A 25602-nucleotide genomic window follows, 5' to 3' on the forward strand; every position below is an offset into this window, starting at 1 on the left:
CGAGGGGCTGGTTCTACTTCTCCTGCTCCGCCGCCTTCCGCACCGTGAACGGCAGCACGAGTCGGGAGGGGTGGGCGGCGTCGCGGTAGATCTTGTGGGTGACGGGGCGGCCCACCGGCAGGTGGAAGGCGTCCGGCGGCAGCAGCGCGTTGTGCGCGTCGGCCAACGGCTCGTTGTTCGACAGCTCCACCACCAGGCGGTGACCGGGCTTGAACGTGGCCGCGAAGGGATAGAGCCGCAGCACGTACTCCTCGATCTTCCCGGGCTCCACCGGCACCGCGCGGGTGTGCGGGTGGTAGGGGTTGCCCTCGGTGGTGCGCTCCTCGTCGAGCTCGCGGTGGGAGGCCTTGAGGTAACCGGTGGTGATCAGCCGCCGGTCGCCGCCGGGAGCGGTGTCCCACAGGCGCAGGATGAAGTTGGTGTCGTCCTGGTCGATCTCCGCGAACAGGTGCGCCGCGCCGGTGCCGATCAGCTCGGTGGGCTCCTCGAACGGCTCGGTGCTCCAGCTCAGCGTCTCGACCTTGTCGGTGACGGTGAGCGGCGCCTGGTAGAAGCCGTCGGGGGCGGCGTGCTCGGCGCCCATGAGTTCGGGTTCGAAGGAGAGCCCGCGCCGTGGGCGCAGGTAGAGCGACTTGTACTCGATCTCCTTCGGCGGCCACTGCGCCGCGGTGACCACCTCGCGTGAGCCCTCCACGAAGACGCTCACGGCCGGCTCGTCCATGATGCCGTTGTCGATGCCCTTGAGCCAGTACTCGTACCAGCGGAACATCTTGTCGTGCTCCTCGATCCAGGGGCGCGACTGCATCGGCGGGTAGGAGCCGATGTCCAGCTTCTTGGGTCCCTTCAAGACGTTGAACAGCTCGATGTGGCCGTCCACCGTCCAGCCGCGTCCCTGGTCGATCTGCAGGTAGACCGGGATGTCGATGTTCCGGGCCAGGTTGATCGGGTTGCGCTCCTCGTACCAGTCGCCGTCGAGGGGGTTCATCACGATGTCGAACCAGAACTCGCGGTTCTTCGGGTACTTGAGCACGTGGACGAGGTTCGGCCAGGCCGCCACGTCCGGGTCCTTCAGCCGCTCGTCGACGAGCTTCCTCAGCTCCTCGGGGGAGTACACCTCCTGCATGCGGGACCTGACGTTGGTGTGCGCGATGCCGGAGTCCCCGCCGCGGCCCTCGCGGGCGGCACGCGGCATGAACCACATGATGCCGCCGTGGTAGGTGGTCTCGTAGAAGTCGTAGTGGCCGCCGCTGACGAAGATCGCCTTGAGGTGCGGGGGCCGCTCGGCGGCGGCGAGCACCTGCATGGAGCCGAAGTAGGAGATGCCGATCATGCCGACGTTGCCGTCGCACCACGGCTGTTCCGCGACCCACTCGACGAGGTCGTACAGGTCCTGCCCCTGGGGGACGCCGCCGAAGTTGTAGTTGCCGATCATGACGCCGCCGGAATCACCGGTTCCGCGCATGTCGCCGATGACGTGGACGTAGTCCTCCTGGACGACGCGCGCGATGTCGCCCGCCTCGATGCAGCCGTCCCACATCGGGCTGGGACGGCGCTGCGGGGGCATGGTGAGGGCGAGGGCCTGCAGCTCCTTGCCGTAGGCGCTCATCGCGATCAGGGCCGGCCGCGGCTTGTCGTCCTGGCCGTGGTAGGCGTCCACGGCCAGCTCGACGCCGTCCCTCATCGGCACCCGGAGGTCCTTGCGGACGGCGATCGTCTGCTCGCCCGCCCGGATCGTCTGGAAGTCGGTCACTGCGAAGCTCCTGTGTCACGAGTTCTGGTTGCGCGTGCGGTAGCCGTGCATCGAGGTGAAGAACGGCGACGGCTCGAGCGTGGGGTCGCCGGTGTAGCCGAGTTCCTCGGCGGCGCGGGCGAACGGGGAGTACGGCGAATCCGTCTCCTGAAGACCGGCCTCCAGGCAACGGCAGGCGGCCTCGGCGACCCGGCTCTCGACGGTGAGGCTCTGGTCGATGGCCTCCTCCGCCTGCGCGGCGTCGAGCTCGACGCCGTACGGCGTGCCGTCGACGCGGCGGTACGGGTGCCCGAGGTACAGGTGCCGCGGACGGATCTCGTCCCGCAGGTACTCCAGGCCGGCACGGTAGGCGACCGGGTCCGCGTAGCCGGGGAAGCCGTTGGCGGCCCCGTGGACCTGTACGGCGTCGCCGACGAACGCCGAGCGCCGGTCGTCGAGGACGTAGGCGACCGATCCGGGCGTGTGGCCCGGGATCGAGTGCACCGAGACGGTGACGTCGCCGCCGAGGGAGAGGGTCTCGCCGCCCTTGACGAGCATGGTGGGCTCCATCTCGCCGGAGATGACGGCGTTCGCGGCGGCCGTCACCTTCGCCTCCCCCTCGGGATCGTCCAGGTACCGGCCCCGGCCGGCGAGGTACTCCTCCACGTGGGCCCGCCGCGAGCGGAGCATCGGTGCGTCGGCCTCGTGGATCACCACCTGTGCGCGTCGGCCGGTGAGCTCCCACAGGGCGTGCGCCCCGCCGATGTGGTCGATGTGGCCGTGGGTCAGCAGGATCCAGCGCACGTCCTCGACGCGGCGCCCGATCGCCTCGAGCGCGGGAACCATCCCCTCGGCGGGCGAGGAGGCGATCCCGGTGTCGACGATGGCCGGCTCGGGCGCGTCGACGAAGAAGCTGTACAGACCGAACCGCCCCCACGGCGAGACCAGGGGGTGGACGTCGACTGTGTGCGTCATGGTCCTCTTTCCGAACTCGTACCCGGGTCGGTCGGGTCAGTGCCGACCGAGGAAGTCGCGCGTCTCCGCGAAGACCTCGTGGTACTCCGGGATCCAGGAGAAGTGTTGGACGAACCCGTGGTTCGCGCCCGCGTACCGGCTCACCGTCGCCTCCACGCCGGCCTCCCGCAGCCGCCGGCCGTAGAGTTCGCCCTCGTCGCGCATCGGGTCGTACTCCGCGGTGACGATGAGGGCCGGCGGCAGCCCGGTGAGGTCCGCCCGCTTGATCGGCGAGACGAGCGGGTCCGCGGGGTCGGCGCCGCTGTCGATGTAGAAGGCGTTGAAGGGCTTCAGTCCCGCCGTCTCCAGGCCGTAGCCCACGGCGTTCTCCCGCAGCGAGGCGTAGCGGTCCGTGTCGAAGTCCAGGTCGAGCGAGGGGTAGTAGAGGATCTGGTGGGTGATCCGGTCGAAGCCCTCGTCGTGCGCCCGGGCGGCGACCGCGGCGACGAAGTTGCCGCCGGAGCTGTCGCCGGCGAGGGCGAGGGTCCTCCCGTCCCAGCCCAGGTCCTCGCCCTGCTCGGCGACCCACCGCACGGCCGCGTGGCAGTCGTCGAGGCCGGCCGGGAAGGCGGCCTCGGGCGCCAGGCGGTAGCCGACGGAGACGACCTTGAGCCCGGTCTCCTTCGCCAGCGAGCGCGCGACGTGGTCGTGCGTCTCCAGGCTGCCGAGGAAGAACGCGCCGCCGTGGAAGTAGACCAGCACGCCGTGGCGGTCGGCCTCGACCGGGGTGTAGATCCGCACCGGCACCTCGCCCGCCGCCGTCCGCGCCGTCACGTCCTCGACCGCGTGGAGCGGCAGGCGCTTCTCGGGAGGAGCGACCTGCGCCTCCTCCGCGGCACGCATGGCGGCCGGGTCGAGCGGGCCCTCGGGCGGGGCCGGCAGGCCGGCGACGAACTCGGCGATCTCGGGATGCAGTGGCATGGGGGTCACTCCTTCGGCGCGGCAGCCGCGGGCTTCTGCCCGGGGAAGACTTCGTCGATCTCGTCCTCGCTCCACCCCTGGCGCGAGATGCGCTGCAGCTCGTCGGTCACCGGCTTGCGAGTGGCCTGGTACAGGGCCAGTCCCTCCTTCACCGAATCCGCCTCCCGCAGGGCGTCGGCGAGCGCTCCGGCGTCCTCGATGGCCGAGTTCGCGCCCTGGCCCTGGTGGTGCAGCATCGAGTGGGCCGCGTCGCCCACGAGGACCACGGAGTCCGAGTGCCACGTGTCGACCGGATCGATGTCGTAGACCGCGCGGATGTTCACGGCGTCCATGTCGAGGCCGCGTGTGATGCTCACGAGGCGCTCGTCGAAGCCGTCCACCGTCTTCAGCATGTCGTCCTTGGTGACCTGCGGGTTCCAGGTGGCGTCCGGGCACAGGGCGGTGATGTCGAACGACACCTGGCCCCGGTGGCGCAGCGGCAGCAGATAGATCTTCGTGCCTCTGCCGATGTACATCCGGAGGTTGTCGTCGACGACCATCCCGTGGGCGTCGTCGACGGAGATGACCGCGCGGTAGGCGTGCTCGCCCGAGAACACCGGGCCCTTGTCGCTGAACAGTTGCCGGCGCACCACCGACTTGATGCCGTCGGCGCCGACGACCAGGTCCGCCTCGACGGTCTTGCCGCCCGCGAAGGTGAGGACGGAGCCGTCCCCCTTGTCCTGGACGGTCTCCAGCTTGTGGCCGAGGTGCACCATGCCCTCGGGGAGCACGCTCAGGAGAGCGTCGATGAAGTCGCCGCGGTGGATCAGGTGGGTGTGGGTCTGTTCGCCGTCGGCCGGCCACGTCTCTTTCATGATCGGGTCGCCGGTGGCCGTGAGGATCTCGAAGTACTCGCTCGGCGAGCTCACCTTCGCGATCGCGTCGAAGATCCCCCACTGGCGGAACCGGTTCATGGTGGCGGGACGCAGACCGATGCCGGCGCCGACCTCCCTGATCCGATTCGCCTGCTCGTACACGTTGACGTCGGCGCCGAGGAGGCTGAGGGCCTTGGCCGCCGCCGCGCCGCCGTATCCCGCCCCGACGATGGCGATCTTCAGGTTCTTCAGGTCCGAGAGCTGCATGGTGGTTCTCTCTATTTCTGGATGGTGAGGAAGTCGGCCGGGTTGTCGACGAAGATCGTCTTGATCGCGGCCTCGTCGAGACCGGCGGCGCGGAGGTCCGGGATGAGGTCCTCGAAGATGTAGTTGACGGTGTGGCCCTTCACGCCCGGCCAGCCCAGCGGGCTGCAGTTGGCGTCGGCGGAGGCGAGAGCCTGCTTCAGTCGGCCCTCGCCGATGAACCTCAGGAAGTGGTCCAGCCGCTCCTTGCGGGGGCGGGCCCAGAACGGCGGGTCCGGCAGCTCCGTCTCGTAGCCGAAGGTGTCGAAGCCGATGCGACCGCCCTGCTCCGCGATCCAGACGTCGCGCGTCTTGTCGGCGTTCACACCGTCGTCGACGTGCCCGAACAGGACGCGGTCCAGGGGAAGGCCCTCTTCGTTGAAGATCGCGATCGCGTTCTCGGCGTCGATCGCGAGGTGGGTGAGGATCGGCACGCCCGTGGTGAGCGAGGCCCGGGCCGCGGCGCGGTAGATGCGCTTGTCCAGGTCCGTCATACGGCCGCCGCGGCTCACGCCGACCTTGATGACACCGGCGAGGCTTCCGGTGTCGCCGATGCCGACGGTGATCTCGTGGACGAACTGCCGGGTCAGGTAGTCCACACTGGCCTTGGCGAAGTGCCACAGGGCGGTGTCGCCGCCGACGAAGCCGGTGCAGGCGACGATGTGGACGCCGGTCTTGGCGGACAGCGACTTGTAGTAGTCGACGTCACGGCCGTTGCAGATCCCGGTGGCGTCGACGAAGGTGCCGCCGCCGTACTCGTGGAACGCGCGCAGCTTCGGGACGGTCTCCTCGTACCGCTGCTCGGGGGTCTTCCACCACTTCGTGTCCAGCTCGGAGCCGGGCATGCCGTAGCCGATGTGCTCGTGGACGGCGACGAGGCCCAGCTCCTCGGTCGGGATCGGCCCCAGGACGGTATTCACTCGCGACACGGAACTCACCTTCGAGAAGGGGAACTTGACGGGCTTTCACGTCGGCGCGCTCAGCGCGCCGACAGCAGGTCGCGCGGGTTCTCCACGAGAATCCGCCGCGTGTCCTCCGGCTTGAGCCCCTGTGCCTCCAGGAGCGGGACGAAGGTGGTCAGGACGTAGCTGTACGGCAGGTCGTTGGCGGGGTGGCCCTTCGCCACCCCGGTCGCGTTGCTCGACAGCAGGACCCGATTGCCGAAGCCGGCCCGTACGAGGTCGGCGACCAGGGCGACACGCTCGGCATCCGTGATGTGGGCCTCGTCCTCCACTCCGACGTGGTCGAGCGCGACGTAGGCGCCCCGGCGGGCGACCTCCAGGGGGGCGCCGGCGGCGACGGCGTCCTCGCGGTCGAGTCCGCCGACGACGACGCGGTCGGCCGGCAGCTTCTCGTCCAGGACGACGTCGAGGTCGTGGACGGCGTCGTTCCCGTAGCGGATGGAGACCGCGACGCCGGTGTTCAGGGCGGTCCGGGCCGCACCGCGGAACAGGCTCTCGTCGGTCGCGGTCATGCCCTCTTCGGTCGCGGCGGTGGCCACCAGGCCGGCGGCGCCGCGTCGCTCCACGCGGGGGACCACCATGCCCTCGGTGATCTCCTTGGTGAAGAGATCGGCGAACTTCTCGGCAGGCCACGGCGTCGGCGGGTTGGTCTGCGGCGTGAGGAAGTAGCCGCCGAGCTTCTCCTCCGGGCCCTGCCCCGTCGAGGCGACGATGTGCACACCGGTCGTGCGGGAGAGGGTCTCGTACAGCCGGACGTCCCGGCCGTGGAACATGCCGGTGCTGTCGACGATCGTGCCGCCGCCGTGGGCGCGGAAGTCCTTCAGCTTCGCGGCGAGCGTCTCGAAGATCTCGGCGCGGTCGAGGCGTATGTCGAAGGCGTATTCCGCGCCCGGAGCCACCGACAGCAGCGCCTCGTGCACCGAAACGACGCCCAGTTCCTCGGCCGGCACCGGGCCCAGGACGGTGTTCACGGTGTTGCTCTTGCCGCTCATGCCTGCCTCACGTGTCCGGGATGGGTGCGCAGCACCCTGTGGGTGCAGTGCACGTTAGCCATTCGGTTTACACGTCGTCAATGAAATGAACGGCAAGAAAAAAGAATGCACAGAGGGTAAGGCGGGGCAAATCGGGACCGGTCGCTCGGCGGCGCCGGCGCGGCCGGTCGGACGGCGGGGGCCGCCCTCGCCTCGACTGCCTCCGAAACGACACGGTTCGCGCACGAGGCAGGCAAGGGGACGAGAGAGCCGCCGGCGCGGGGAAGCGCCGAGCGCTCGCCGGCGGCGCTGTGCCGGGCCCGGCTCAGTTGTCGCGGCGTGCGGCCCAGACGGTGCGTTCGGTGCGTACCGCGAGGTCGTCGCGGTGCAGGATGCCGTGAGGGCCGTCGGTGTCGAGCAGCCGGTCGAGCGCGGCAAGGTCTTCGGCCGAGAGCGCGTCGACGACGGCGTCGCGGATGCGGTGCAGGCTCCCGAGGGCATAGCGGCCGACCGCTTCGTCGCGGGAGCCCTCGACGTTCACGGCGAAGGTGCGTTCGCCCTCGACGGTGAATCCGGCGGCGGTCAGCTTCGACCCCCAGTCGGCGCCGCGGTGGGGCACGCGCTCGGTGTGGAAGCGGTCGCTCACGGCGTGGCAGCGCTCTTCCAGATCGGGCCGGTCCTCCGGGGCGTTCTCGGGCAGGAAGCGGGGGAAACCGGCCGGCTCGACAAGGGCGAACAGGCCGCCCGGTGCGAGCATGTCGCGCACCGTGCGCAGTACGCGGTCGGGGTCGGCCATGTGGTGCATCGAGGCCGACGCCCACACCAGATCCGGCGTGCCCAGATCGGGCCGGCTCACGTCGAGATCGGCTTGGACGGTGCGCACGCGCTCGTCCACACCCTCGGCGCATGCCTTCTCCCGCAGGCGCTGGAGATGCGCTGTCGAGGAGTCGACAGCGGTGACGTGCGCCTCGGGGAAGCGAGCGAGAAGGGCGAAGGTGCCGGCGCCCGTTCCACAGCCCAGGTCCACGATCCGGCGTGGGCTCGCCTCGATGGGCAGCCACCCGACGATGGTGGCGGTGTGGGTGGCGAGGACTTCCGCCTCCAGGTCGAGGATCTCCGCCTGGTCGTCGGCGTCATCTTGGCGCCGGTGGTTCCGGTGGGCCGCATGCGGGTGTGTGTGGGTCATACCGCCACGCTAGGACGGCCATGCGCCTACGGCACGATCTCTTTCCGTATACGCAAGACGAAGACCGCGCGGACTGCCGGACGCGCAAGACCCGCTCGCGCGGGATGTGCGTGCCGGTGCGCTCCCTCCCACCCCGGCCGGACACCACAGTCGCGCGCCGTCACGGAGACATCACGGAGACGTCACAGGGAGGGGCGGCTCGCGCCGCGCTCGTTGTCGCCACGCTGGTGGCCACGGCGGGCGTCTCGGTCGAAGATCCCCAGGATGTCGCAGGGGCCGCCCTCGGCCCCTATGGCGTGCGGGAGCATCGTGGGGAACTCCGCGGCCTGGTTGGTCTCGATGCGGAAGCGACGGTGGCCCAGCATGAGGATCGCGGTGCCGGACAGGACGACGAGCCATTCGCGGCCGGGGTGGGCACGCATGCGCGAGGGGTTGTCAGGGGGCGGCTCGGTCATCCGTTGACGCACGACGGTCACGCCGGGATCGGACTTGACGGGCCAGCGCATCATGCCGTGGGCACTGTCGATCACCGGACCGATGACGACGTCGTCGGAGGCGGTCTCGACGAGTTGGTCGAGGGTGGTGCCCAGGGCGCGGGCGAGGGTGACGAGGCTGTCCAGGGCCAGGCGGCGTTGGCCGTTCTCGATGCGGCTGAGCGTGGACTGGCTGAGCCGGGCTCGACCGGCCAGTTCCTCCAGGGACCACCCCTGCGCGACCCGCAGGGCACGAATCCGCTTGCGTACCAGGCTGTCCAACTCGTCATCGTCTTGCGTCATAGGCAATATCGTATGCCCTGACCGCAAGGCGCGGTTAGCGTCGTGAGCGGAGGTCCCGGGCCGGCCGGGGCCACGCACGGAGGAAAGGGCACGAGGACATGCCTGTCACGACTGCCGCGTACGCGACCGACGCACTGCCCGATGAGACCGTCGATGCCGTGGTCATCGGGGGTGGCGCCGCGGGTTTGAACGGTGCGCTGATGCTTGCCCGCTCCCGCCGCTCGGTCGTCGTGATCGACAGCGGCGCTCCCCGCAACGCTCCCGCCGACGGAGTGCACGGCCTGCTCGGCCTGGAGGGCACCCCACCCGCCGAACTGCTCGAACGGGGGCGCGAGGAAGTGCGCCGGTACGGCGGTCTGGTGGTCGCCGGCGAGGTGACCTCCGCCGTCCCGGCCGCTCCGTCCGCCGGCGGCGACCCGCGCTTCACCGTCACCCTGACCGACGGCCGCGCCCTGACGGCGCGTCGGCTGCTGGTGGCCACCGGACTGCGTGACGTGCTGCCCGACGTTCCCGGGCTGGCGGAGCACTGGGGACACGGCGTGGTGCACTGCCCGTACTGCCACGGCTGGGAGGTGCGCGACGAACCCATCGGGGTCCTCGCGGTCGGCCCGGCCTCGGCTCACCATGCGCTGTTGTTCCGTCAACTGACCGATGATCTGGTCTACTTCACCCGCGGCACCGAGTTGGACGAGGACACGCGCGCCCGCTTCGCCGCCCGCGGCGTCCGCGTCGTCGACGCTCCGGTGGAGGAGGTCGTGAAGGCCGAGGACGGCGGCATCGCGGGGGTGCGCTTGGCCGACGGGCAGGTCGTGGCCCGCCGTGTCCTCGCGGTCGCCACCACGCTGCAGGCCCGCGCCGAGGGCCTGGAGGGCCTCGGACTGCCGATGGAGGACCTGCCGGGCGGCATGGGTCGCCGCTTCGTCTCCGGCACGGCCGGCGTCACCGAGGTGCCGGGCGTGTGGGTGGCCGGCAACGCCACCGACCTGACCGCCCAGGTGGGTGCCTCCGCCGCGGCCGGCGCCCTGGCCGGCGCCCATGTCAACGCGGACCTGGTCACCGCCGACACCGACGCGGCCCTCGCCGCCGCCCGACGCGGCGCCGGTCGCGGTGGGGTGCGGAGCCCGTCGGCGCCGCCGCTCCCCGAGGTGGCCCGGTAGGACGGGACGGACCGGGTGCGCGGCGGTCTCCCGGTGGGCCGACGGCTTGGACGTGTCCGACCTCGAACGTCCTCCGGGGCCTGCCGCCCGGCCGGTCTCCCAGCGGATGCCGTGCCCGATGTCCGCGCCGACGGGCCGCCCCCGTCGTCGACGCACACGGTGCCGACGCCCGCCCCGTCGGGGGCGGGTCGGTCCGCCGGCGGTAGGGCGCGCGCTTCGTTTTCCGGCTCACCCGGGGTGACCCGTCTGTTACCCTCCGCCCTCGGGATGTCACCGGCGGCGAGGCCGTGGGAGGGAAGGCCGTCGCCGTGTATCCCGGCGGCCGACGATCGGTCGGCACTTGCCCACCGACGAGTCGAGGAGCCGTAGTGGAAACACCCCCGTGGGACGTCGTCGGCCGTCTCGCCGATCTCTTCACCGATCTGGACACCGCCCGCGGGCTGTCCCCGGAACAGCAGTGGACACTGCAGGTGGTCAAACTCTCCGAGGAGGTCGGCGAAACCGCCCAGGCCGTGATCGGCGCGTGGGGCACCAACCCCCGAAAAGGACGGAGTCACACATGGCGGCACGTCCAGGAGGAGGTGGCCGACACCGCGATCACCAGCCTGGTCGCGCTGTACCGGATGCTCGGCGACGAGGCTCCGGCGTTCTTCGCCGCCGTGCTCGCCCGGAAGTCCGCGAAGTTCCTTCCCCAGGACGGCGTCCCGAGCGCGCCGGCCGTGGGAGAGAGATGAGGTGAGCGGCCGGGCCGTGCGCCGTGGACGCCCGCCTCACCGCGCGTGTCAGGCCGACGTCTCGACGGCCGGATCCGTCCGGGTCGCCTCCCGCACGACGCGGCGGCGACGGACCGGCAGGCCGAGGGTCGGATTGGCGACGCCCCAGGCCGCGCCCTTGCAGACCACCTCCTTGTAGAGGGCGGCGAGCCGACCGGTCAGGGCCGCGTTGACGGCTCGGTCGTCGGCGGTGACGTACTGGATCAGACCTTCCCCGCGGCCCAGCGAGACGCACTGGTTGACGTAGCGGATCGGCGTGTTCGGGAGCTTGCCGCCGGTCAGGCGCGCCGCGATGGCGTCGGCGGCCTGCCAGGCGGCGGGGATTCCCGAAGCGCACGACATCCGCAGCGGCTTGCCACCGGGGCCCACCGCCATGGCCGCGTCGCCGACGGCGTACACGTCCGGGTGCGAGACCGAGCGCATGGTCCCGTCGACCACGATCAGACCCGTGTCGGTGACCTCCAGGGCGGTGGCCCGCGCGATCGGGTGGACGGCGAAGCCGGTGGTCCACACGGTGACCGCGGCCGGGATGTCCTTGCCGTCGGCGGTGGTGACGCGGTCGGCCTCGACGCCGGTGACGGCGGCGTGTTCGTGCACGGTGATGTCGAGCTTGCCGAAGACCTTCCGCAGGTGCCCGCGGCCCTTGTCCGAGAGCCAGTCGCCGAGGCCGCCGCGGGTGACGAGGGCGACGGCCGGGTCCGGACGGGCCTCGGCGATCTCGGTCGCGGCCTCCAGGCCGGTGAGGCCGCCGCCGACGACGACCACGGGCCGTCCGGCGCCCAGGTCGGCCAGACGGTCGCGCAGCCGGAGCGCTCCGGGCCGGCTCGCGATCTCGTGGGCGTGCTCGGCGGCGCCGGGGACGCCCTGGTCGTTCCAGCCGCTGCCGAGGGCGTACACGAGGGTGTCGTACTCCAACTCCTCGGCGTCGCCGTTCGCGTCGACGACGGCGACGGCCTTGCGGTCGACATCGACGCCGGTGACCTTGGCGAGCCTCGGCTCGACGCCGGTGCCCGCGAACATCTCGCCGAGGGGCCGGGGCTTCAGGCCCTGGCCGACCGCGAGCTGGTGCAGCCGGACGCGCTCGACGAAGTCGGGCTCGTCGTTGACGAGGGTGATGGCGACGTCGTCACGGTGCAGGCGCCTGGCGAGGCGACCGGCCGCGACGGCCCCGGTGTATCCGGCGCCGAGGACGATGATGCGGTGCTGCATTGTTCCTGCTCCTGTCTGCGCGGGTCCGCCCTTGTCTTCCGCGGTTCCGCCCCTTGAACCGAGCAGCACGCCGTTCCCTGACAGGAACGCGATGTGAGGTGGGTCACACCGGAAGTGGGGTCGTCTCGGCGGTCAGAAAGCGTGGAACAGGGGCTCTCCGTGCTCGGTGGCCGCCCACACCTCGGTCGCGCGTTCGAGCTTGTCGGGGTTGACCTGGCTGCGGAACGCGGCGATGCCCTCGGTGGTGACCTCCAGGCACATGATGCCGACGACCCGGCCGTCGACGACCGCCACGACGGCGGGGCCACCGTTGGCGGTCGTGACGTGGACCTCGGGCGAGCCACCGGCCAGGGCGCGCTTGGACCGTGCGGGTTTGAGCAGGCCCCGCATGAACTTCGCGACCGCGAGGGCGCCCTCGAACGGCTTGGCTCGGGCGGGGGCCTTCCCGCCGCCGTCGCCGATCGCGATGGCGTCGGTGGTGAGCAGCCGCACGAGCGGCTCGATCCTCCCACTGGTGGCGGCCGTCAGGAACTCCTCGACGATCCGTCGGGTGGCGGCCTCGTCGATCTCGGTGCGGGCCCTGCCGTCCGTGATGCGCTTCTTGGCTCGGTGGAGGATCTGCTGGCTGGCGGCCTCGGTGAGGTCGAGGATCTCGGCGATCTCCCGGTGCGGGTAGTCGAAGGCCTCCCGCAGCACGTACACCGCCCGCTCGTTGGGGGACAACCGTTCCATGAGGGTGAGGACCGCGTAGGAGACCGACTCGCGCTGCTCGGCGGTGTCGGCCGGGCCGAGCATCGGGTCCCCGTCGAGCAGCGGCTCGGGGAGCCACTGCCCCACATAGGTCTCGCGCCGCGCGCGGGCCGAGGTGAGCTGGTTGAGGCACAGGTTGGTGAGCACCTTCGTCAGCCAGGCCTCGGGCACCTCGACGCGCTCGACGTCGACGGCCTGCCAGCGCAGGAAGGTCTCCTGCACGGCGTCCTCGGCCTCGCTCGCGGAACCGAACAGGCGGTAGGCGATGGCCTCCAGACGGGGCCTCGCTGCCTCGAACCGTTCCACGTCCTTCACGCTCAGCGGCATGGCCCGGATCCTAACGGTTCGTGCTCGGCCGGTGGTGATGCGTCGTCCCGCCGTCTCGGCCGCCGCGAGCACGTCGCCGACCGCGCACGAGCTCGTCGGGCCGGCGGCCCGCGTCCATGTCCCGTGTCAGTCGGCCGACGAGAGGTCACGACCCGAGATCTCCGCGAGGAGCCTGTGGTAGTCCGCGGGCCGGGCCTCGAAGTCCACCCGGGCGGACAGGCCGACCGGGTCGCTGTCCGGCCCGCGCAGTAGATCGACCGATGCCTGCGCGAACTGCCGCGCGAGGCCTTCCCGGTCGGCTTCGTCCACCAGCGAGCGCAACTCGGCCACGGCGGCTCGCGCACGCCGACGCTGCTCCGGCCCCGCACGCACCATGTGCCTGAGCCCGGAGGCGGGCGCTGCGTCGGCCAACAGCGACTCCAGCCGCTCGGCCAGTTCCCCGCCCGTCTCCGCCGCGTTCCGTGCCTGTGGTCCGGCTTCCACCAGCACTCGCAGAGCGACGAGGAGCGCCGTGGTTCGCGGATCCGGCCGGTCCGTGTCCACCAGTTCCCGATGCAGCGGGGTCCATGCCCCGCGCACCGCCTCCACGGCCCGCCGGTGGTCCCGGGCCACCAGCTCGGCGGCCTCCCGCAGCAGCTCCGCCCGACGGATGACCTCGGGGTTGACGCCATGGCCCCGGAACAGTCCGCGGATGGTCCCGCCGACGAGACCGACGACCGTCAGGAACAGTCCTCCTCCCAGCAGCATGTCGGAGAGCTCGGTCCGCCAATCGGCGGCTCCGTCGTCCTCCTTGAGCGAGTACGGCTCGCCTCTGTCCGGGCCCGCGGCGATCACGAACCCGGTCTCCCAGCCGAAGCCGGAAACCGGGTCGTAGTGCGGCGCCTTCAAAATCTCCGACCGTTCGGCATCGCACAGGTACGGCGCTTCGCGCTCCCGATGCTCGAAAGGATCCGTCCACCGGACCGTGCACGTCCCGTCGGGCTTCTCTTCGAGCACGGTCAAGTCGACCTGCCGGAGTTCGGGAAAACCCGGCGTGGCCATGTACAGGCCCAGCGAGCCCCCGATCAGCACCAGGCCGAGTGCCAGCACCCACCTGAAGAAGGGCGTATGCCTCATCCACGCCCCCCTTTCGCGCCTCGTCGGCGGGCCGTCCCGCGCGATCACCCTGCACCACACCCGATGGGCCATCAAGAGGGGAAACGGGCAACCGCGCGGCCTCGTGCCTTCCCACCCCCGGCAACTCACCGGCCCGGGGAGTGCGTCCTTCCGTGCTCGGTCCTGGAGCGGTGGCGGCCCCCGACGTACCGCGGTGCGGTCTCGTGCCGGCTCGTCAGAGTTTCTGCCAGTGCGGTTTGGTCTCGTAGGCGGAGCGGAAGTAGTCCGCCAGCTTCAGCCCGGACGCCGCGGCCTCGTCCACCACGACCGTGGCGTGTGGGTGCATCTGCAGCGCGGAGGCCGGGACCAGCGCGGACAGCGGCCCCTCGACGGTCTGCGCGACGGCTTCCGCCTTGCCCTCCCCGGTGGCGAGCAGCACCAGATGGCGGGCCTCCAGGATCGTGCCGATGCCCTGGGTGATGACATGGTGCGGCACCTGGTCGATGTCACCGCCGAAGAAACGCGCGTTGTCGGCACGGGTCTGCCGGGTGAGCGTCTTGAGGCGGGTGCGGGAGGCCAGGGAGGAGCACGGTTCGTTGAAACCGATGTGTCCGTCGGTGCCGATGCCGAGCAGTTGGAGATCCACGCCACCGGCCGCGGCCAGCTCCCCTTCGTACTTCTCGCAGGCCGCCCGGATGTCCTCGGCGGAGCCGTCGGGGCCCAGGAAGCGCGCCTCGTCCAACCCGAGCGGCTCCACCACCTCGCGCAGGATCACCGAGCGGTACGACTCGGGATGTCCGGCGGGCAGGCCGACGTACTCGTCGAGCTGGCAGATCCGGGCGCGCGAGGTGTCCACGGCACCGGCGGCGGCCTTGGCCGCCAGCGCCCGGTAGACGGGCAGCGGAGTGGAGCCCGTGGCCACACCGAGCAGCGCGTCGGGCTTGCGCCGCAAGAGGTCGGCCATGGTCTCGGCGACGAGTTCCCCGGCCGCGCCGGCGTCCGGAACGATGACAACTTCCACGTGGGGCCTGCCGATCGGAAAAAGCGTTCTAGTGGTATAGACCACTATAGCAAGGAGGTGATCCCTGCCATGCGGCAGGCCCGTCGGCGCGGCCCTCGGGGCTCCGCCGGCCGCAGAGCACCCGCGCCTCGGCCGAGACGGTCACGCCCGTCGTCGAACGCGGCGCTGGAGACAGGCGCGGAACCTCGTCGCGGCCGGCTCCGGGTCGCCGGCCGGGGCGACGCTGGCCGCCTCTTGGCGGATGCCGGGCTGCGGCAGGCGGTGGTCGGGGGCCGGGACGATCTCGTATCCGCCGCCCTGCCCGGTCACGCGGCCGACGCCGTCCATGAACACGACCAGCCGGTACTCGCCGGAAGGCCGGCAGTCCGTCTCCCAGTTGACGGGCTCCCAGCCGCAGTCGTCGCGTATCGCGTCCGCCGGTTCCGCCGGCAGGAGTGCATCTCGGGCGGCCACTGGAGGGCACGTGTGCCGGGGACGGTGTGGCCGCCGGTCGGTCCGCTTCCGCCGCGTCCCGCATTCCCAGAGAACACGGCCCGGACCCAGCCGTCCGGCGCGTTCGTGGCGATCCGTTCGGCCATGCGGCGGGCCACCTGCTCGGCCATGTGCTGCTTCCGTTCCATCGACGCCGCCGGCCATCCCGGCAGGGCCCACTGACACCACACGGCGGCGGGCGCGCCGGGTGGGAGCCCCGCCACCGCGGGACCGTGGGCACGGCGGCGGCGGGCGTCCGAGCCTCTCCACACGGAAGCGGATTTGCCGACGAGTGAAAGAGAGGGGAGATTTTCGGCCACAAGCGACCGGACGACCGCCTTTGGTGAAGGTGATGTGCGTCACGCGAGGGGAAAGGGTGAGGCGGACCTTCAGGCGCCGAGCAGATCGAACGGTGAAGCACGCACGCGCGCAATTCCACGCGAATCCCAGCATCCCGTGACACCGCCGGGCGTGGAGCTCACATGGGCGGTGCACTGTTCCCGTCTCCCGCGCCGACCGGCGGCGCCGTGGTTCCCCGGGCGTGTCCGTGCCCTGATTCCGCATCCGCTACCGTTCCGGTTCGGTGGGGTGATTGGTCCCCCTGATCAGACCAAAACAGAAGAAAACAGGGTGCGGTATGAGATCGCGTCGAATATGGGGCACGGCTGCCGCGGTGGCGGCGGGGGTTTCGGGGGTGCTGGTGCTCCAGGGGGTGGTCGGCTCTCCCATCGGGGGCGTCGGCGACGACGGGGCATCCGGAGCATCGGGGCAGTCGGTCCGGTCCGACATCCGCTCGACCGCGTTGAAGGTCGCCGACGGCGGCCGGAGCGCCGAGCTGGGGCGGCGGGACGTCGAACCGTTCAGCATGCTGGGGGTCACCTGGACCGACCCGTCGGCCAGGGTCGGCGGCGCCGTCGAGGCGCGGACCCGCAGCGCGACGACCGGGAAGTGGTCGGGCTGGCTGAGGCTGGACGGTGACAGCGGGCAGGGCGAGTCCGGCGCCGAGCGCGGCGGCACCGAACCGGCCTGGGTGGGCCCGTCGGACGGGGTGGAGGTGCGGGTCAGGTCCGCTGAAGGGGCCTCGGCCGGGCTGCCCAAGGGCCTGCGCCTGGAGATGATCGATCCGGGCGACGTCCCCGCCGGGGGGATGGAACCGGTGGCGTTCGCCGAGGACGAGCCCACCGTGGAGCCGACCGACCCGACCGACCCGACCGACCCGACGCCCGAGGCCACGGAGACACCGGCCGAGCCGACGGCGGAGCCGACGACGACACCGAGCGAGACGGCTCCCGGCACCCCGACGGACAGCACCACGCCGCCCGCCTCCTCCTCGCCGCCCGCGCCGAGCGCGCCGCCCACGGCGAGCGCCACGACGAGCGTTCCGCCCGCACCGCCGTCCACCGCTCCCCGGCCGTCGATCACCGACCGCGCGGGCTGGGGAGCGGACGAGACGATCAGCCCGGAGGAACCGGGCTACCTGCCCGGTGGGAAGGTCAAGGCGGTGGTGGTGCACCACACCGCCGAGTCCAACGACTACACCTGCGCCCAGGCCCCGGCGGTGGTGCGCGGCATCTACGCGTACCACGTCAAGACGCTGGGCTGGAAGGACATCGGCTACAACTTCCTGGTCGACAAGTGCGGGCAGATCTACGAGGGCCGCAAGGGCGGCGTGGACCGTCCGGTGATGGGCGCGCACGCCTACGGCTTCAACGCCGAGACCACCGGCATCTCGATCCTGGGCACCTACACCAACACCGCCGCCTCCACCGCCGCACTGACCTCGGTCGCGAGGATCGCCGCGTGGAAGCTGGGCCAGTACGGCGTCGACCCGAAGGGCACCACGACCCTCACCGCCGGTGACGCCGGTCGCAGCTACACGGGCAAGACCTGGGCCAAGGGCACGCAACTGTCCTTCCCCGCCGTCCACGGCCACCGCGACGGCTACAACACCCAGTGCCCCGGCGACAAGCTCTACGGCCAACTCGCCACCATCCGTTCCCATGCCGCCGGTCCCGTCACCGGTCTGGCCATCACCTCGGTCACCGGCGCGGGGCAGTCGGGCTCGACGTACTACACCAAGGCCGGCGTCACGGTGAACTGGAAGGCCGGCACTCCCACCGCGCTGATCACCCGGTACGAGCTGCTGGTCGACGGCAAGGTCGCCGCCACCACCGCGGGGAACGCGGCCTCGGCCAAGGCCACACTGGCGGTGGGGACCCACAAGGTCGCCGTCCGCGCCGTCCACGTCTCCGGCAAGACCGCCACCACCGCGTCCGCGACCGTGGTCGCCGAGACCACCGCGCCCACCTTCACCACCAAGCCCAAGCTCGCCCTGCGCACCGGCACCGTCAACACCGCCGCGGTCCCGCTCACCCTGAGCTGGAAGGCGAGCGACAACGCGGCCCTGAAGGAGGTCAAGCTGACCAAGCCCGTGGCCAAGACCTACGCCCCGGCCACCACCAGCGCCTCCCACACCGCCAAATCCGGTACCGCCACCGCCTGGTCGCTGACCGCCCGTGATCAGGCCGGCAACACCGCCACCGCCTCGGTGAGCGGCACTCCGGTGATCCTCCAGGAGTCGTCGGCCACCAAGAAGGGCACCTGGACCACCAAGTCCTCCTCCAGCTACCTGGGCGGCAAGTCCTACTCCAGCTCCGCCAAGAACGCCTCGCTGAGCTGGACCTTCACCGGTCGTTCGGTCGCCTGGGTCGTCTCCCGCGCCGCCACCTCCGGGCAGGCCCACATCTACGTCGACGGCACCAAGGCCGCCACGGTGGACCTGAAGTCGGCCACCACCAAGTACCGCGACGCCATCTGGACCAAGACCTGGTCCACCAGCGCCAAACACACCGTCAAGATCGTGGTCGTCGGCACCAGCGGCCGACCCACCGTCACCACCGACGGCCTCGTCTACCTCAAGTAAGCGGGCCGGCAACGGGAATGCCGCGGGGCCGGTGCCCTCCGTGTCGACGGAGGGCACCGGCCCCGCGGCCGTAGGACGTGTCGTTCTCACCGCGCTCGCCCTTACCGTGCTCGCCGCGCTCGCTCCCGTCCCGCTCGCGGCCTGCGGTCAAGGCGACTCCTCGCCCCCGGCCTCGCCGTCCCCACCCACCGCGAGGTCGCTGTCAAGTGCCGAGCCAGGCGAGGGACGCGACGGTCAGGGCGCTGACGCCGGTGTCCAGGGTCGGCTGGACGACCGGGGCGAAGGTGGGGCTGTGGTTGACCGGGATCTCCTGGGCGACGGTGCCGTTCTCGGCGGCCCGGGCGTACAGGTCGGGGTCGATGCCGCCGATGCCCCAGTAGGTGAACGGCGCGCCGAACGCCTTGGGGATCTCGCTCATGTCCTCGCTGGCGGTCTGCAGGTCGATGGTGTGCGCGTCGTCGCCGAAGTGGGCGGCGAACGCTTCGGCGACGCGCCGGGTCGGGGCTTCGTCGTTGATCGTGGGCGGGAAGGTGGCGGTCCTCTCGAACTCGGGTTCCTTCGGCGACCGGGACGCCTCGCACTCGGCCCTGACGATCCGTTCGATCGCGTGCAGGACCTGGGTGCGCGAGGCGTCGTCGTAGGTGCGGACGTTGAGTTCGATGACGGCGCTGTCGGGGATGACGTTGGGGCCGGCGCCGGCGTGGATGCTGCCCACGGTGACGACGGCGGGGGTGGTGGCGGCCAGTTCCCGGGAGACGATGGTCTGCAGGCGCACGACGATCATCGCGGCCATCACCACGGGGTCCACCGCGGCCTGGGGCATGGAGCCGTGCGCACCCCGGCCGTGGACGGTGACGCGCAGGCTGTCCGCGGCCGACAGGAACGGTCCGGAGCGGATGCCGACGTAGCCGGCCGGGTAGGGCAGGACGTGTTGGGCGAGCACCACGTCGGGTCGGGGCGCCTTGGACGTCAGGCCGTCGTCGATCATGGCCGTGGCGCCGTCGCCGTTCTCCTCCGAGGGCTGGAAAAGGGCCACGAAGGTGCCTCGCCAGGCGTCTTTGGTCTGGGACATCAGCCGTGCGCAGCCGATCAGGCAGGTCACGTGCACATCGTGCCCACAGGCGTGCATCACCGGCTGTTCGGTGCCGCCGTCGCCGGTCACGGTGACCGTGGAGGCGTAGGGCAGGCCGGTCCGCTCGCGGACCGGAAGGGCGTCCATGTCGGCGCGGGCCATGACGGTCGGGCCCTCGCCGTTGGCCAGAATCCCGATCACACCGGTGCCGCCGACGCCGTCGACGACCTCGTAGCCGAAGTCCCGCAGGGCGTCGGACACCTTCTTCGCCGTGCGGTGCTCCCGTAGCCCGAGTTCGGGGTGTGCGTGCAGATCCTTGTAGAGGTCCTCGAGGTCGGCGCGGATGCCGTCGAGGCCGGCCGGCACGGTGTGGGCGCGGTCGGTCATGGGGACTCCTTGCGCGAAAGGGACTCTTCCTCGCGGGTGGCGGGACGGGGACGACGCCGTCCGGGCGGGGAGGGCTCGGAGCGGGGCCGCCGGTTCGGGCGGCGTGCCGCGACATTCCTCCCCGCGAGGACCGAAGAAGCGAATATCACGGACATAGCGGACATGGTGCGAGTCTACTCGTGGGCCCACCCTCGATCATCCGGACGTACACGGAGCGTGCCGGACGGCAGCGGGTCGTGGTGGACGCGCTCGGCGGGCACTCCGGCGTGGACGAGGGCGGCCGTCACCGTACGGACCATCGCCGGCGGCCCGGCGACCAGGGTGCGGCCGGTCGTGGGCGGGCCGCCCCGGATCACCTCGCGGGCCAACCCGTCGTACGGGCTCTCTCCCGGTCCCCCGCCCGTCACCGGGACCACGGTCAGCCACGGGCGGCTCCGCTCGAACCCGGTCAGGTACTCGGCGTCGTACACCTCGGCCGGCGCCTCGACGCCCAGGAAGAGACGCACCCGGTGCGTCCGGTGCGTCCGGTGCTCGAACGCCGGACGCACACGACCGTCCACCTCCTGCAGCAGCGCCTTCATCGCGGCCCAGCCGGTGTCCCAGGCCACCAGCCGGAGTTCGTCCCTCGGTTCCTCGCCGAGCGTCAGGTTTCCCTTGGGCGGCCCGATCCGCACCTCGTCCCCGATCGCGGTGTGGCGCACCAGGGCCTCGCTCACTCCGCCGGGGCCGGTACGCCGGACGTGGAACTCCAACTCCCCGTCTCCGCCGGGCCTTCCGGCCAGGTAGTACGGGCGCCAGGTGTGCGGCAGTCGCGCGGACTCCAGAGCGGCGTACTGGCCGGCCCGGTACCGGAAGGGTTCGTGCGGTCGGACGCGGAGCACCGCGAGGTCCGGACCGTACAGTCGACGCCCCGTCACCGTGGCACGCCAGCAGGGCGGTTCGCGCAGCGCGGCATCCGCTCCCCGCACCATGGCCGTGACGCCGAACCGCAGCATCCGCACCCACGCCTGCTGGAGTTCCTCGCTCCAGTGTTCGCCGGCCCGGACGCGCAGCGCCTCGCACAGCGCGGTCTCGAACGCCGCGTACTGCGCGGGGCGCACGCCGAGTTTGCGGTGGTCACGGCCGAGTTGGGTGAAGGTCTCGACGATCCGCTCGGGCTGGTCCAGGTGCTCCAGCAGGTACCAGAACGCCCGCGCCAGATGGGCCTGCTGGAACTCCATCGAAGCGGGGAAGAGCGATCGCAGCGAGGGGTGTCGCGCGAACAGCGCCCGGTACAGATGGGTGATCAGCTCGTCGAACGGGGCCACCAGGTCCAGGTGGCGCATGATGGTCCGCTGGTCGGCGGCTCCGTCGTACGGTCCCCCGGCCGGGGGCCGGGTGCCGGTGCCGCCGTCCGGGCCGCTTCCCGGAGACAGCAGCCGCCGACGCAGTCGCATCGCGTCGTGGCGGGCGAGGAGTGCGTGGTACGTCCCGTCTTCCACGCTCATGGTCAGCACCCCCTCCGCGTCTCGCTCCCGACGGCGACGCCCCGGGCGGCACCCGGTCCGACCTCGACCGAGGTGGCGGCCGGCGCGGCAGGACGTCGGGCCGTGCGGTCCGGCGCACCGTCCGGGAGTCGACGGAAGAGGCGAGGCATGGGTGTGCTCCTGAGAAACGTGTAGGGAGTGGTGGGCGGACCCGAGGCGAACAGGGCCGACCCGCCCGGTGAAATCGCCGGTCAGTATGACATTGAGGGGATATACCCCAATGTCCCTGGTCAATGGGGCCATTGGGCCCTGGACAAGATCACGTGGATGCTTCTCGTCGGACGGTGGGGGTCGTCACGCGGGCGCGGATCGGGGGCCTTCCGGAAGGAGAACCGTCCGCCCCTGTGCGGCCGTGACACGACCTCCGTGGGAGCGTCCGGGCCGAGGGCCGGTGTGACGGCTCCACGTTCGGAAGGGTCGAACGGGGTGGGTGCTCGACCCCTACGATGAGACGCCCCGTGCCCCCGACAGCGCGACAGCCGAGACGGAGTGCCCATGCGCCCACGCGGATGACGTTGACAGCGGTCACGCTCGACTACGCCGACCCGTTGGCACTGGCCGCGTTCTACCAACGGGCCACCGGGCTTCGACTCGCCGACCGGTCCGACGGCGACTTCGCGGGACTCGTCCATGAGAACGGGCTGGTCATCGGTTTCCAGCGGGTCGACGGCCACCGGCCTCCTCGGTGGCCGGAGCAGACCGTGCCGCAGCAGGTCCATCTCGACTTCGCGGTCGACGACCTCGATCGAGCCGAGGCCCCGCTGGTGGAGTCGGGCGCGGTCAAGCCTGAGTCGCAGCCGGGCGGCGACAGGTGGCGGGTGTTCATCGATCCGGCCGGGCACCCGTTCTGTCTGACCAGGAGGTGACGTCGGGAAGACCGTGCGCGGCTCGCGCGGCCGGCGCGCATGCCGACCGTCGGCCCGGATGCGGCGCGCCGGCGCGGGTGCCTCCGGCGCACGGCAAGAAGCCGCACGGTACACCTTCTCTCCGCTGCTTCCCGTTTGTCCATGACCGTGTGGGATATCCGGCCACAGACGGTGACGAGAGGCCGACTCCTCTCGGCTCCTCTCAGTTCAGATGTCAGGAGGCTTCCCGCACATGCAGGACGACGACGATACCCGCGGCAGTGCCCCGCAGGTGGTCTCGGAACCGAGGCCGCCCTACCCCGGGCAGCGACAGCGACCCCCGGGACACGAGGGGGACATGGAGCCGAGGCCGCGCTACCGGGCGGGGCGTTACCGCGCGGCGGACAAACTCCGCGGCAAGGTGGCGCTGATCACCGGTGGCGACTCGGGCATCGGTCGGGCGGTGGCGGTGCTGTACGCGCGCGAGGGCGCCGATGTCGCCATCGCGTACCTGCCCGAGGAGCAGGAGGACGCGGAGGAGACCCGTCGCGCGGTGGAGGCCGAGGGGCGCCGGTGCCTGTTGCTCCCCGGCGATCTGGCCGAGGCGTCGTTCTGCCACGAGGCCGTCGAGCGGACGGTGCGGGAGCTGGGGGACCTGAACGTCCTGGTGAACAACGCGGCCCACCTCAACAGCCAGTTGGACCTGTCGCAGCTCTCCTTCGAGGACTGGGACCGGTCCTTCAAGGTGAACGTGTACGCCTACTACCACTTGGTGCAGGCCGCCCGGCCCCATCTGGAGACGGGCGACGCGATCATCGCGACCGCCTCGGAAGAAGCCCTCAAGGGCAGCGACACCATGATCGACTACGCGGCCGCCAAGGCCGCCCTGGTCAACTTCACCAAGTCGATCGCCCCGCACCTGGCCAAGGACGGCATCCGCGCGAACGTCGTCGCTCCCGGCCCCACCTGGACGGTGCTCAACGTCGCCGACCGGAACATGCCCGAGGAGGGCCTGGCCCGGCTCGGCGACGAGGGCCCGCTGGGGCGCGTGGCCCAACCGGAGGAGGTCGCGCCCACCTACGTGTACCTGGCCTCCGACGCGGACTCCAGCTACACCGTGGGCGAGATCGTCGCCGTCACCGGCGGGCTGACCGACACTCGCTGACCCGTCCCGTCGGGCGGTGGGCGAGAGGCACGGCGTGGACCGTTCCGACCGCCTCGCGGGTACGGAGGCCACGTGAGCCACCGGCCCGGTCTCCACCACCGGGCCGGTGGCGAGCACGGCCCGGACCGGACCGGCGTCACCACCGTGCCCGGACCAGCGGGTGCGGCGAGGCCCGAACCGTTCCATGCTGGTGGCATGACGTGCGGCGGTCGACGAGGACGCGCTCCCGCACGACCGCAGCCCCTATGCCCACCATCGCCGAGCTGGGTCAGCGGGGGTCCCGCCCGGCGACCCGAGTCAGGAGAGACGCATGGCCGGCACCGTCGCGGATCTCATCGTGGCCACTCTCAAGACGTCCGGAGTGCGCCGTGTCTACGGCCTGCCCGGAGACTCCCTCAACGGCTTCACCGACGCCCTGCGGCGCGACGGGGGCATCACCTGGGAACTGGTGCGGCACGAGGAGGCCGCCGCGTTCGCCGCCGCCGCGGAGGCCGGCGTCACCGGCCGCCTCACGGTCTGCGCCGGCACCAGCGGACCGGGGAGCGTGCACCTGGTCAACGGCCTGTACGACGCCCAGCGCAGCCGGGTGCCCGTCCTGGCCATCGCCGCGCACATCCCGCAGGACGAGATCGGCAGCGACTACTTCCAGGAGACCCGCCCGCAGTTCCTGTTCCGCGAGTGCAGCGTGTACTGCGAACTGGTGAGCACCCCCGAGCAGGTACCGTGGCTCATGGAGATCGCCATGCGCACCGCTCTCGAACGCGACGGGGTGGCGGTGCTGGTCATCCCCGGCGAGATGTTCCTGGCCGACGCGCCCAAAGGGGCCGCCCGACGCCCCGTGGTCAGGAGTTCCTCCCACATCCGGCCCGACGACGCGTCGCTGGAGCGGGCCGCCGAGGTGCTGAACGGGGCCGATCGGGTGACGATCCTGGCCGGGGCGGGCTGTGCCGACGCGCACGACGAGGCGGTCGCGCTGGCCGACGCGCTGAAGGCGCCGATGGTGCACGCGCTGCGGGGCAAGGACTTCCTGGAGTACGACAACCCCTACGACGTCGGGCTGACCGGGCTGATCGGCTACAGCTCCGGCTACCGGGCGATGGAGCACTGTGACGCGCTGCTCATGCTCGGCACGGACTTCCCCTACCGCCCGTTCTACCCCCCGAACGCGTCCGTGGTGCAGGTCGACGTGCGCGGTGAGCACATCGGCCGCCGCGTACCGGTGGACGTCCCCCTGGTGGGCACGGTCAAGGACACCGCACAGGCCCTGCTGCCCCTGTTGGAGCGCCGGACCGACGACTCCTTCGCGCGGACGATGACCGACCACTACCGCCGGGTGCGCACCCGTCAGGACAAGTTGGCCCAGTCCAAGCCCGACACCTCCCCGTTGCACCCGCAGCACCTCACCGCGACCATCGACCGGCTCGCGGCACCCGACGCGGCCTTCACCGCCGATGTGGGCACCCCGACCGTGTGGGCGGCCCGCTATCTGCGCATGAACGGCCGGCGGCGGCTCGTCGGCTCCTTCAACCACGGCACGATGGCCAACGCGCTGCCCCACGCGATCGGAATCCAGGCGAGCCACCCCGACCGTCAGGTGATCGCGCTCGCGGGCGACGGCGGGCTGGCCATGCTGCTCGGCGAACTCAGCACGCTGCGCCAGATGGGTCTCCCGGTGAAGGTCGTGGTCTTCAACAACGGGGCGCTGGCGTTCGTCGAGCTGGAGATGAAGGCCGCGGGCATCGTCCATTACGGCACCGGACTGGACAACCCCGATTTCGCCGCGCAGGCCCGCGCGGCCGGTCTGTACGCGGCCCGCGTCCAACGGGCCGGCGAGTTGGAGGACGCCCTGCGGGCCGCCTTCGACCACGACGGGCCGGCGGTGGTCGACGTCCACATCACGCGACAGGAGCTGTCCCTCCCGCCGAAACTCACCTACGAGCAGCTCAAGGGGTTCACCCTCTTCGCCACTCGCACCATCCTCTCCGGCCGCGGCGACGAGATCCTCGAACTCACCAGGACCAATCTCCGCCAGATCAGGCTGGAGTAGGCCTCGGCGTCGGGCCGCCGGCCGCGCCGCGGCCCCGTGTGGGCCGGGGCCGACGGTGGACGGGGCCCGGCGGCGCCGCGCCGGGTGAGGACGCCCTCGGGAGCGGGCTCCCGAGGGC

General features: G+C 71.5%; 21 protein-coding genes. 6 read left to right on the top strand and 15 right to left on the bottom strand.

Annotation, left to right across the window (positions count from 1 at the left end):
- Positions 1-13: 13 nt before the first annotated feature.
- From IF47_RS0116825 to IF47_RS0116860, 8 genes are all read right to left on the bottom strand, one after another.
- Positions 14-1750: a CocE/NonD family hydrolase gene (locus IF47_RS0116825; protein ID WP_031509619.1), complete on the bottom strand. Its 1737-nt coding sequence runs from the start codon at positions 1748-1750 to the stop codon at positions 14-16.
- Between the two features lie 15 nt (positions 1751-1765).
- Positions 1766-2704 carry an MBL fold metallo-hydrolase gene (locus IF47_RS0116830; protein WP_031509620.1) on the bottom strand — a complete coding sequence of 313 codons (939 nt, stop codon included), beginning with the start codon at positions 2702-2704 and terminating at the stop codon, positions 1766-1768.
- A gap of 36 nt (positions 2705-2740) precedes the next feature.
- The gene (locus IF47_RS0116835; protein WP_031509621.1) at positions 2741-3664 is read right to left on the bottom strand and encodes an alpha/beta hydrolase; all 924 of its coding nucleotides are present in this window, start codon (positions 3662-3664) and stop codon (positions 2741-2743) included.
- A gap of 5 nt (positions 3665-3669) precedes the next feature.
- Positions 3670-4785 (bottom strand): FAD-dependent oxidoreductase, encoded by a 1116-nt coding sequence (locus IF47_RS0116840; RefSeq protein ID WP_031509622.1) that lies wholly within the window; start codon positions 4783-4785, stop codon positions 3670-3672.
- An 11-nt stretch (positions 4786-4796) separates the two neighbouring features.
- Positions 4797-5750: a phosphotriesterase family protein gene (locus IF47_RS0116845; RefSeq protein ID WP_031509623.1), complete on the bottom strand. Its 954-nt coding sequence runs from the start codon at positions 5748-5750 to the stop codon at positions 4797-4799.
- Positions 5751-5800: 50 nt separating this feature from the next.
- Positions 5801-6775: a phosphotriesterase family protein gene (locus tag IF47_RS0116850; protein WP_031509624.1), complete on the bottom strand. Its 975-nt coding sequence runs from the start codon at positions 6773-6775 to the stop codon at positions 5801-5803.
- 304 nt (positions 6776-7079) lie between these two features.
- Entirely contained in the window at positions 7080-7940 is an 861-nt protein-coding gene (locus tag IF47_RS0116855; RefSeq protein ID WP_031509625.1) for a class I SAM-dependent methyltransferase, read from the bottom strand.
- Positions 7941-8122: 182 nt separating this feature from the next.
- A complete protein-coding gene (locus tag IF47_RS0116860; protein ID WP_031509626.1) occupies positions 8123-8716 on the bottom strand; it encodes a helix-turn-helix domain-containing protein in 594 nt (197 codons plus the stop codon).
- 98 nt (positions 8717-8814) lie between these two features.
- Here IF47_RS0116860 and IF47_RS0116865 point away from each other — a divergent pair, with 98 nt between their 5' ends.
- Both IF47_RS0116865 and IF47_RS0116870 read left to right on the top strand, forming a co-directional pair.
- The gene (locus IF47_RS0116865; RefSeq protein ID WP_051717798.1) at positions 8815-9873 is read left to right on the top strand and encodes an NAD(P)/FAD-dependent oxidoreductase; all 1059 of its coding nucleotides are present in this window, start codon (positions 8815-8817) and stop codon (positions 9871-9873) included.
- Positions 9874-10241: 368 nt separating this feature from the next.
- The gene (locus IF47_RS0116870) at positions 10242-10607 is read left to right on the top strand and encodes a MazG-like family protein (protein WP_037732783.1); all 366 of its coding nucleotides are present in this window, start codon (positions 10242-10244) and stop codon (positions 10605-10607) included.
- Between the two features lie 48 nt (positions 10608-10655).
- Here IF47_RS0116870 and IF47_RS0116875 read toward each other — a convergent pair whose 3' ends face one another.
- The 5 genes from IF47_RS0116875 to IF47_RS0116895 form a co-directional block, all read right to left on the bottom strand.
- On the bottom strand, positions 10656-11855 hold the full coding sequence (locus tag IF47_RS0116875; RefSeq protein ID WP_031509629.1) for an NAD(P)/FAD-dependent oxidoreductase: 1200 nt from the start codon (positions 11853-11855) through the stop codon (positions 10656-10658).
- A 132-nt stretch (positions 11856-11987) separates the two neighbouring features.
- Positions 11988-12932: an RNA polymerase sigma-70 factor gene (locus tag IF47_RS0116880; protein WP_031509630.1), complete on the bottom strand. Its 945-nt coding sequence runs from the start codon at positions 12930-12932 to the stop codon at positions 11988-11990.
- Positions 12933-13058: 126 nt separating this feature from the next.
- The gene (locus tag IF47_RS0116885) at positions 13059-14048 is read right to left on the bottom strand and encodes a hypothetical protein (protein ID WP_031509631.1); all 990 of its coding nucleotides are present in this window, start codon (positions 14046-14048) and stop codon (positions 13059-13061) included.
- A gap of 214 nt (positions 14049-14262) precedes the next feature.
- Positions 14263-15048 (bottom strand): glucosamine-6-phosphate deaminase, encoded by a 786-nt coding sequence (gene nagB, locus IF47_RS0116890; protein ID WP_031509632.1) that lies wholly within the window; start codon positions 15046-15048, stop codon positions 14263-14265.
- A gap of 141 nt (positions 15049-15189) precedes the next feature.
- Positions 15190-15501 carry a hypothetical protein gene (locus tag IF47_RS0116895; RefSeq protein WP_031509633.1) on the bottom strand — a complete coding sequence of 104 codons (312 nt, stop codon included), beginning with the start codon at positions 15499-15501 and terminating at the stop codon, positions 15190-15192.
- Between the two features lie 655 nt (positions 15502-16156).
- Here IF47_RS0116895 and IF47_RS0116905 point away from each other — a divergent pair.
- Positions 16157-18442 carry an N-acetylmuramoyl-L-alanine amidase gene (locus tag IF47_RS0116905; RefSeq protein WP_031509635.1) on the top strand — a complete coding sequence of 762 codons (2286 nt, stop codon included), beginning with the start codon at positions 16157-16159 and terminating at the stop codon, positions 18440-18442.
- A gap of 202 nt (positions 18443-18644) precedes the next feature.
- Here the strand turns inward: IF47_RS0116905 and IF47_RS0116910 are convergent, their stop codons facing one another.
- Positions 18645-19901 carry a M20 family metallopeptidase gene (locus IF47_RS0116910; protein ID WP_031509636.1) on the bottom strand — a complete coding sequence of 419 codons (1257 nt, stop codon included), beginning with the start codon at positions 19899-19901 and terminating at the stop codon, positions 18645-18647.
- Positions 19902-20074: 173 nt separating this feature from the next.
- Positions 20075-21388 carry a globin domain-containing protein gene (locus tag IF47_RS0116915; RefSeq protein ID WP_031509637.1) on the bottom strand — a complete coding sequence of 438 codons (1314 nt, stop codon included), beginning with the start codon at positions 21386-21388 and terminating at the stop codon, positions 20075-20077.
- 548 nt (positions 21389-21936) lie between these two features.
- Between IF47_RS0116915 and IF47_RS0116920 the strand changes: the two genes are divergently transcribed.
- The 3 genes from IF47_RS0116920 (at position 21937) to poxB (ending at position 25484) form a co-directional block, all read left to right on the top strand.
- On the top strand, positions 21937-22293 hold the full coding sequence (locus IF47_RS0116920; RefSeq protein WP_031509638.1) for a VOC family protein: 357 nt from the start codon (positions 21937-21939) through the stop codon (positions 22291-22293).
- Between the two features lie 232 nt (positions 22294-22525).
- On the top strand, positions 22526-23437 hold the full coding sequence (locus tag IF47_RS0116925) for an SDR family oxidoreductase (protein ID WP_031509639.1): 912 nt from the start codon (positions 22526-22528) through the stop codon (positions 23435-23437).
- Positions 23438-23747: 310 nt separating this feature from the next.
- Positions 23748-25484, top strand: coding sequence for a ubiquinone-dependent pyruvate dehydrogenase (gene poxB, locus IF47_RS0116930; protein WP_031509640.1), 1737 nt, complete (start codon positions 23748-23750; stop codon positions 25482-25484).
- The last annotated feature ends 118 nt before the right edge of the window (positions 25485-25602 follow it).

The organism is Streptomyces megasporus (assembly GCF_000718985.1).
In the GTDB taxonomy this organism is placed as follows: Bacteria; Actinomycetota; Actinomycetes; order Streptomycetales; family Streptomycetaceae; genus Streptomyces; species Streptomyces megasporus.

Excerpts from the sequence above, each read along its gene's own strand:
- IF47_RS0116840 (WP_031509622.1), bottom strand. The coding sequence starts at position 4,785 with ATGCAGCTCTCGGACCTGAAGAACCTGAAGATCGCCATCGTCGGGGCG.
- IF47_RS0116835 (WP_031509621.1), bottom strand. The coding sequence starts at position 3,664 with ATGCCACTGCATCCCGAGATCGCCGAGTTCGTCGCCGGCCTGCCGGCC.
- poxB (WP_031509640.1), top strand. The coding sequence starts at position 23,748 with ATGGCCGGCACCGTCGCGGATCTCATCGTGGCCACTCTCAAGACGTCC.
- IF47_RS0116875 (WP_031509629.1), bottom strand. The coding sequence starts at position 11,855 with ATGCAGCACCGCATCATCGTCCTCGGCGCCGGATACACCGGGGCCGTC.
- IF47_RS0116850 (WP_031509624.1), bottom strand. The coding sequence starts at position 6,775 with ATGAGCGGCAAGAGCAACACCGTGAACACCGTCCTGGGCCCGGTGCCG.
- IF47_RS0116885 (WP_031509631.1), bottom strand. The coding sequence starts at position 14,048 with ATGAGGCATACGCCCTTCTTCAGGTGGGTGCTGGCACTCGGCCTGGTG.
- IF47_RS0116905 (WP_031509635.1), top strand. The coding sequence starts at position 16,157 with ATGAGATCGCGTCGAATATGGGGCACGGCTGCCGCGGTGGCGGCGGGG.
- IF47_RS0116915 (WP_031509637.1), bottom strand. The coding sequence starts at position 21,388 with ATGAGCGTGGAAGACGGGACGTACCACGCACTCCTCGCCCGCCACGAC.
- IF47_RS0116910 (WP_031509636.1), bottom strand. The coding sequence starts at position 19,901 with ATGACCGACCGCGCCCACACCGTGCCGGCCGGCCTCGACGGCATCCGC.
- IF47_RS0116865 (WP_051717798.1), top strand. The coding sequence starts at position 8,815 with ATGCCTGTCACGACTGCCGCGTACGCGACCGACGCACTGCCCGATGAG.
- IF47_RS0116860 (WP_031509626.1), bottom strand. The coding sequence starts at position 8,716 with ATGACGCAAGACGATGACGAGTTGGACAGCCTGGTACGCAAGCGGATT.
- IF47_RS0116925 (WP_031509639.1), top strand. The coding sequence starts at position 22,526 with ATGCAGGACGACGACGATACCCGCGGCAGTGCCCCGCAGGTGGTCTCG.
- IF47_RS0116880 (WP_031509630.1), bottom strand. The coding sequence starts at position 12,932 with ATGCCGCTGAGCGTGAAGGACGTGGAACGGTTCGAGGCAGCGAGGCCC.
- IF47_RS0116830 (WP_031509620.1), bottom strand. The coding sequence starts at position 2,704 with ATGACGCACACAGTCGACGTCCACCCCCTGGTCTCGCCGTGGGGGCGG.
- IF47_RS0116855 (WP_031509625.1), bottom strand. The coding sequence starts at position 7,940 with ATGACCCACACACACCCGCATGCGGCCCACCGGAACCACCGGCGCCAA.
- IF47_RS0116920 (WP_031509638.1), top strand. The coding sequence starts at position 21,937 with ATGACGTTGACAGCGGTCACGCTCGACTACGCCGACCCGTTGGCACTG.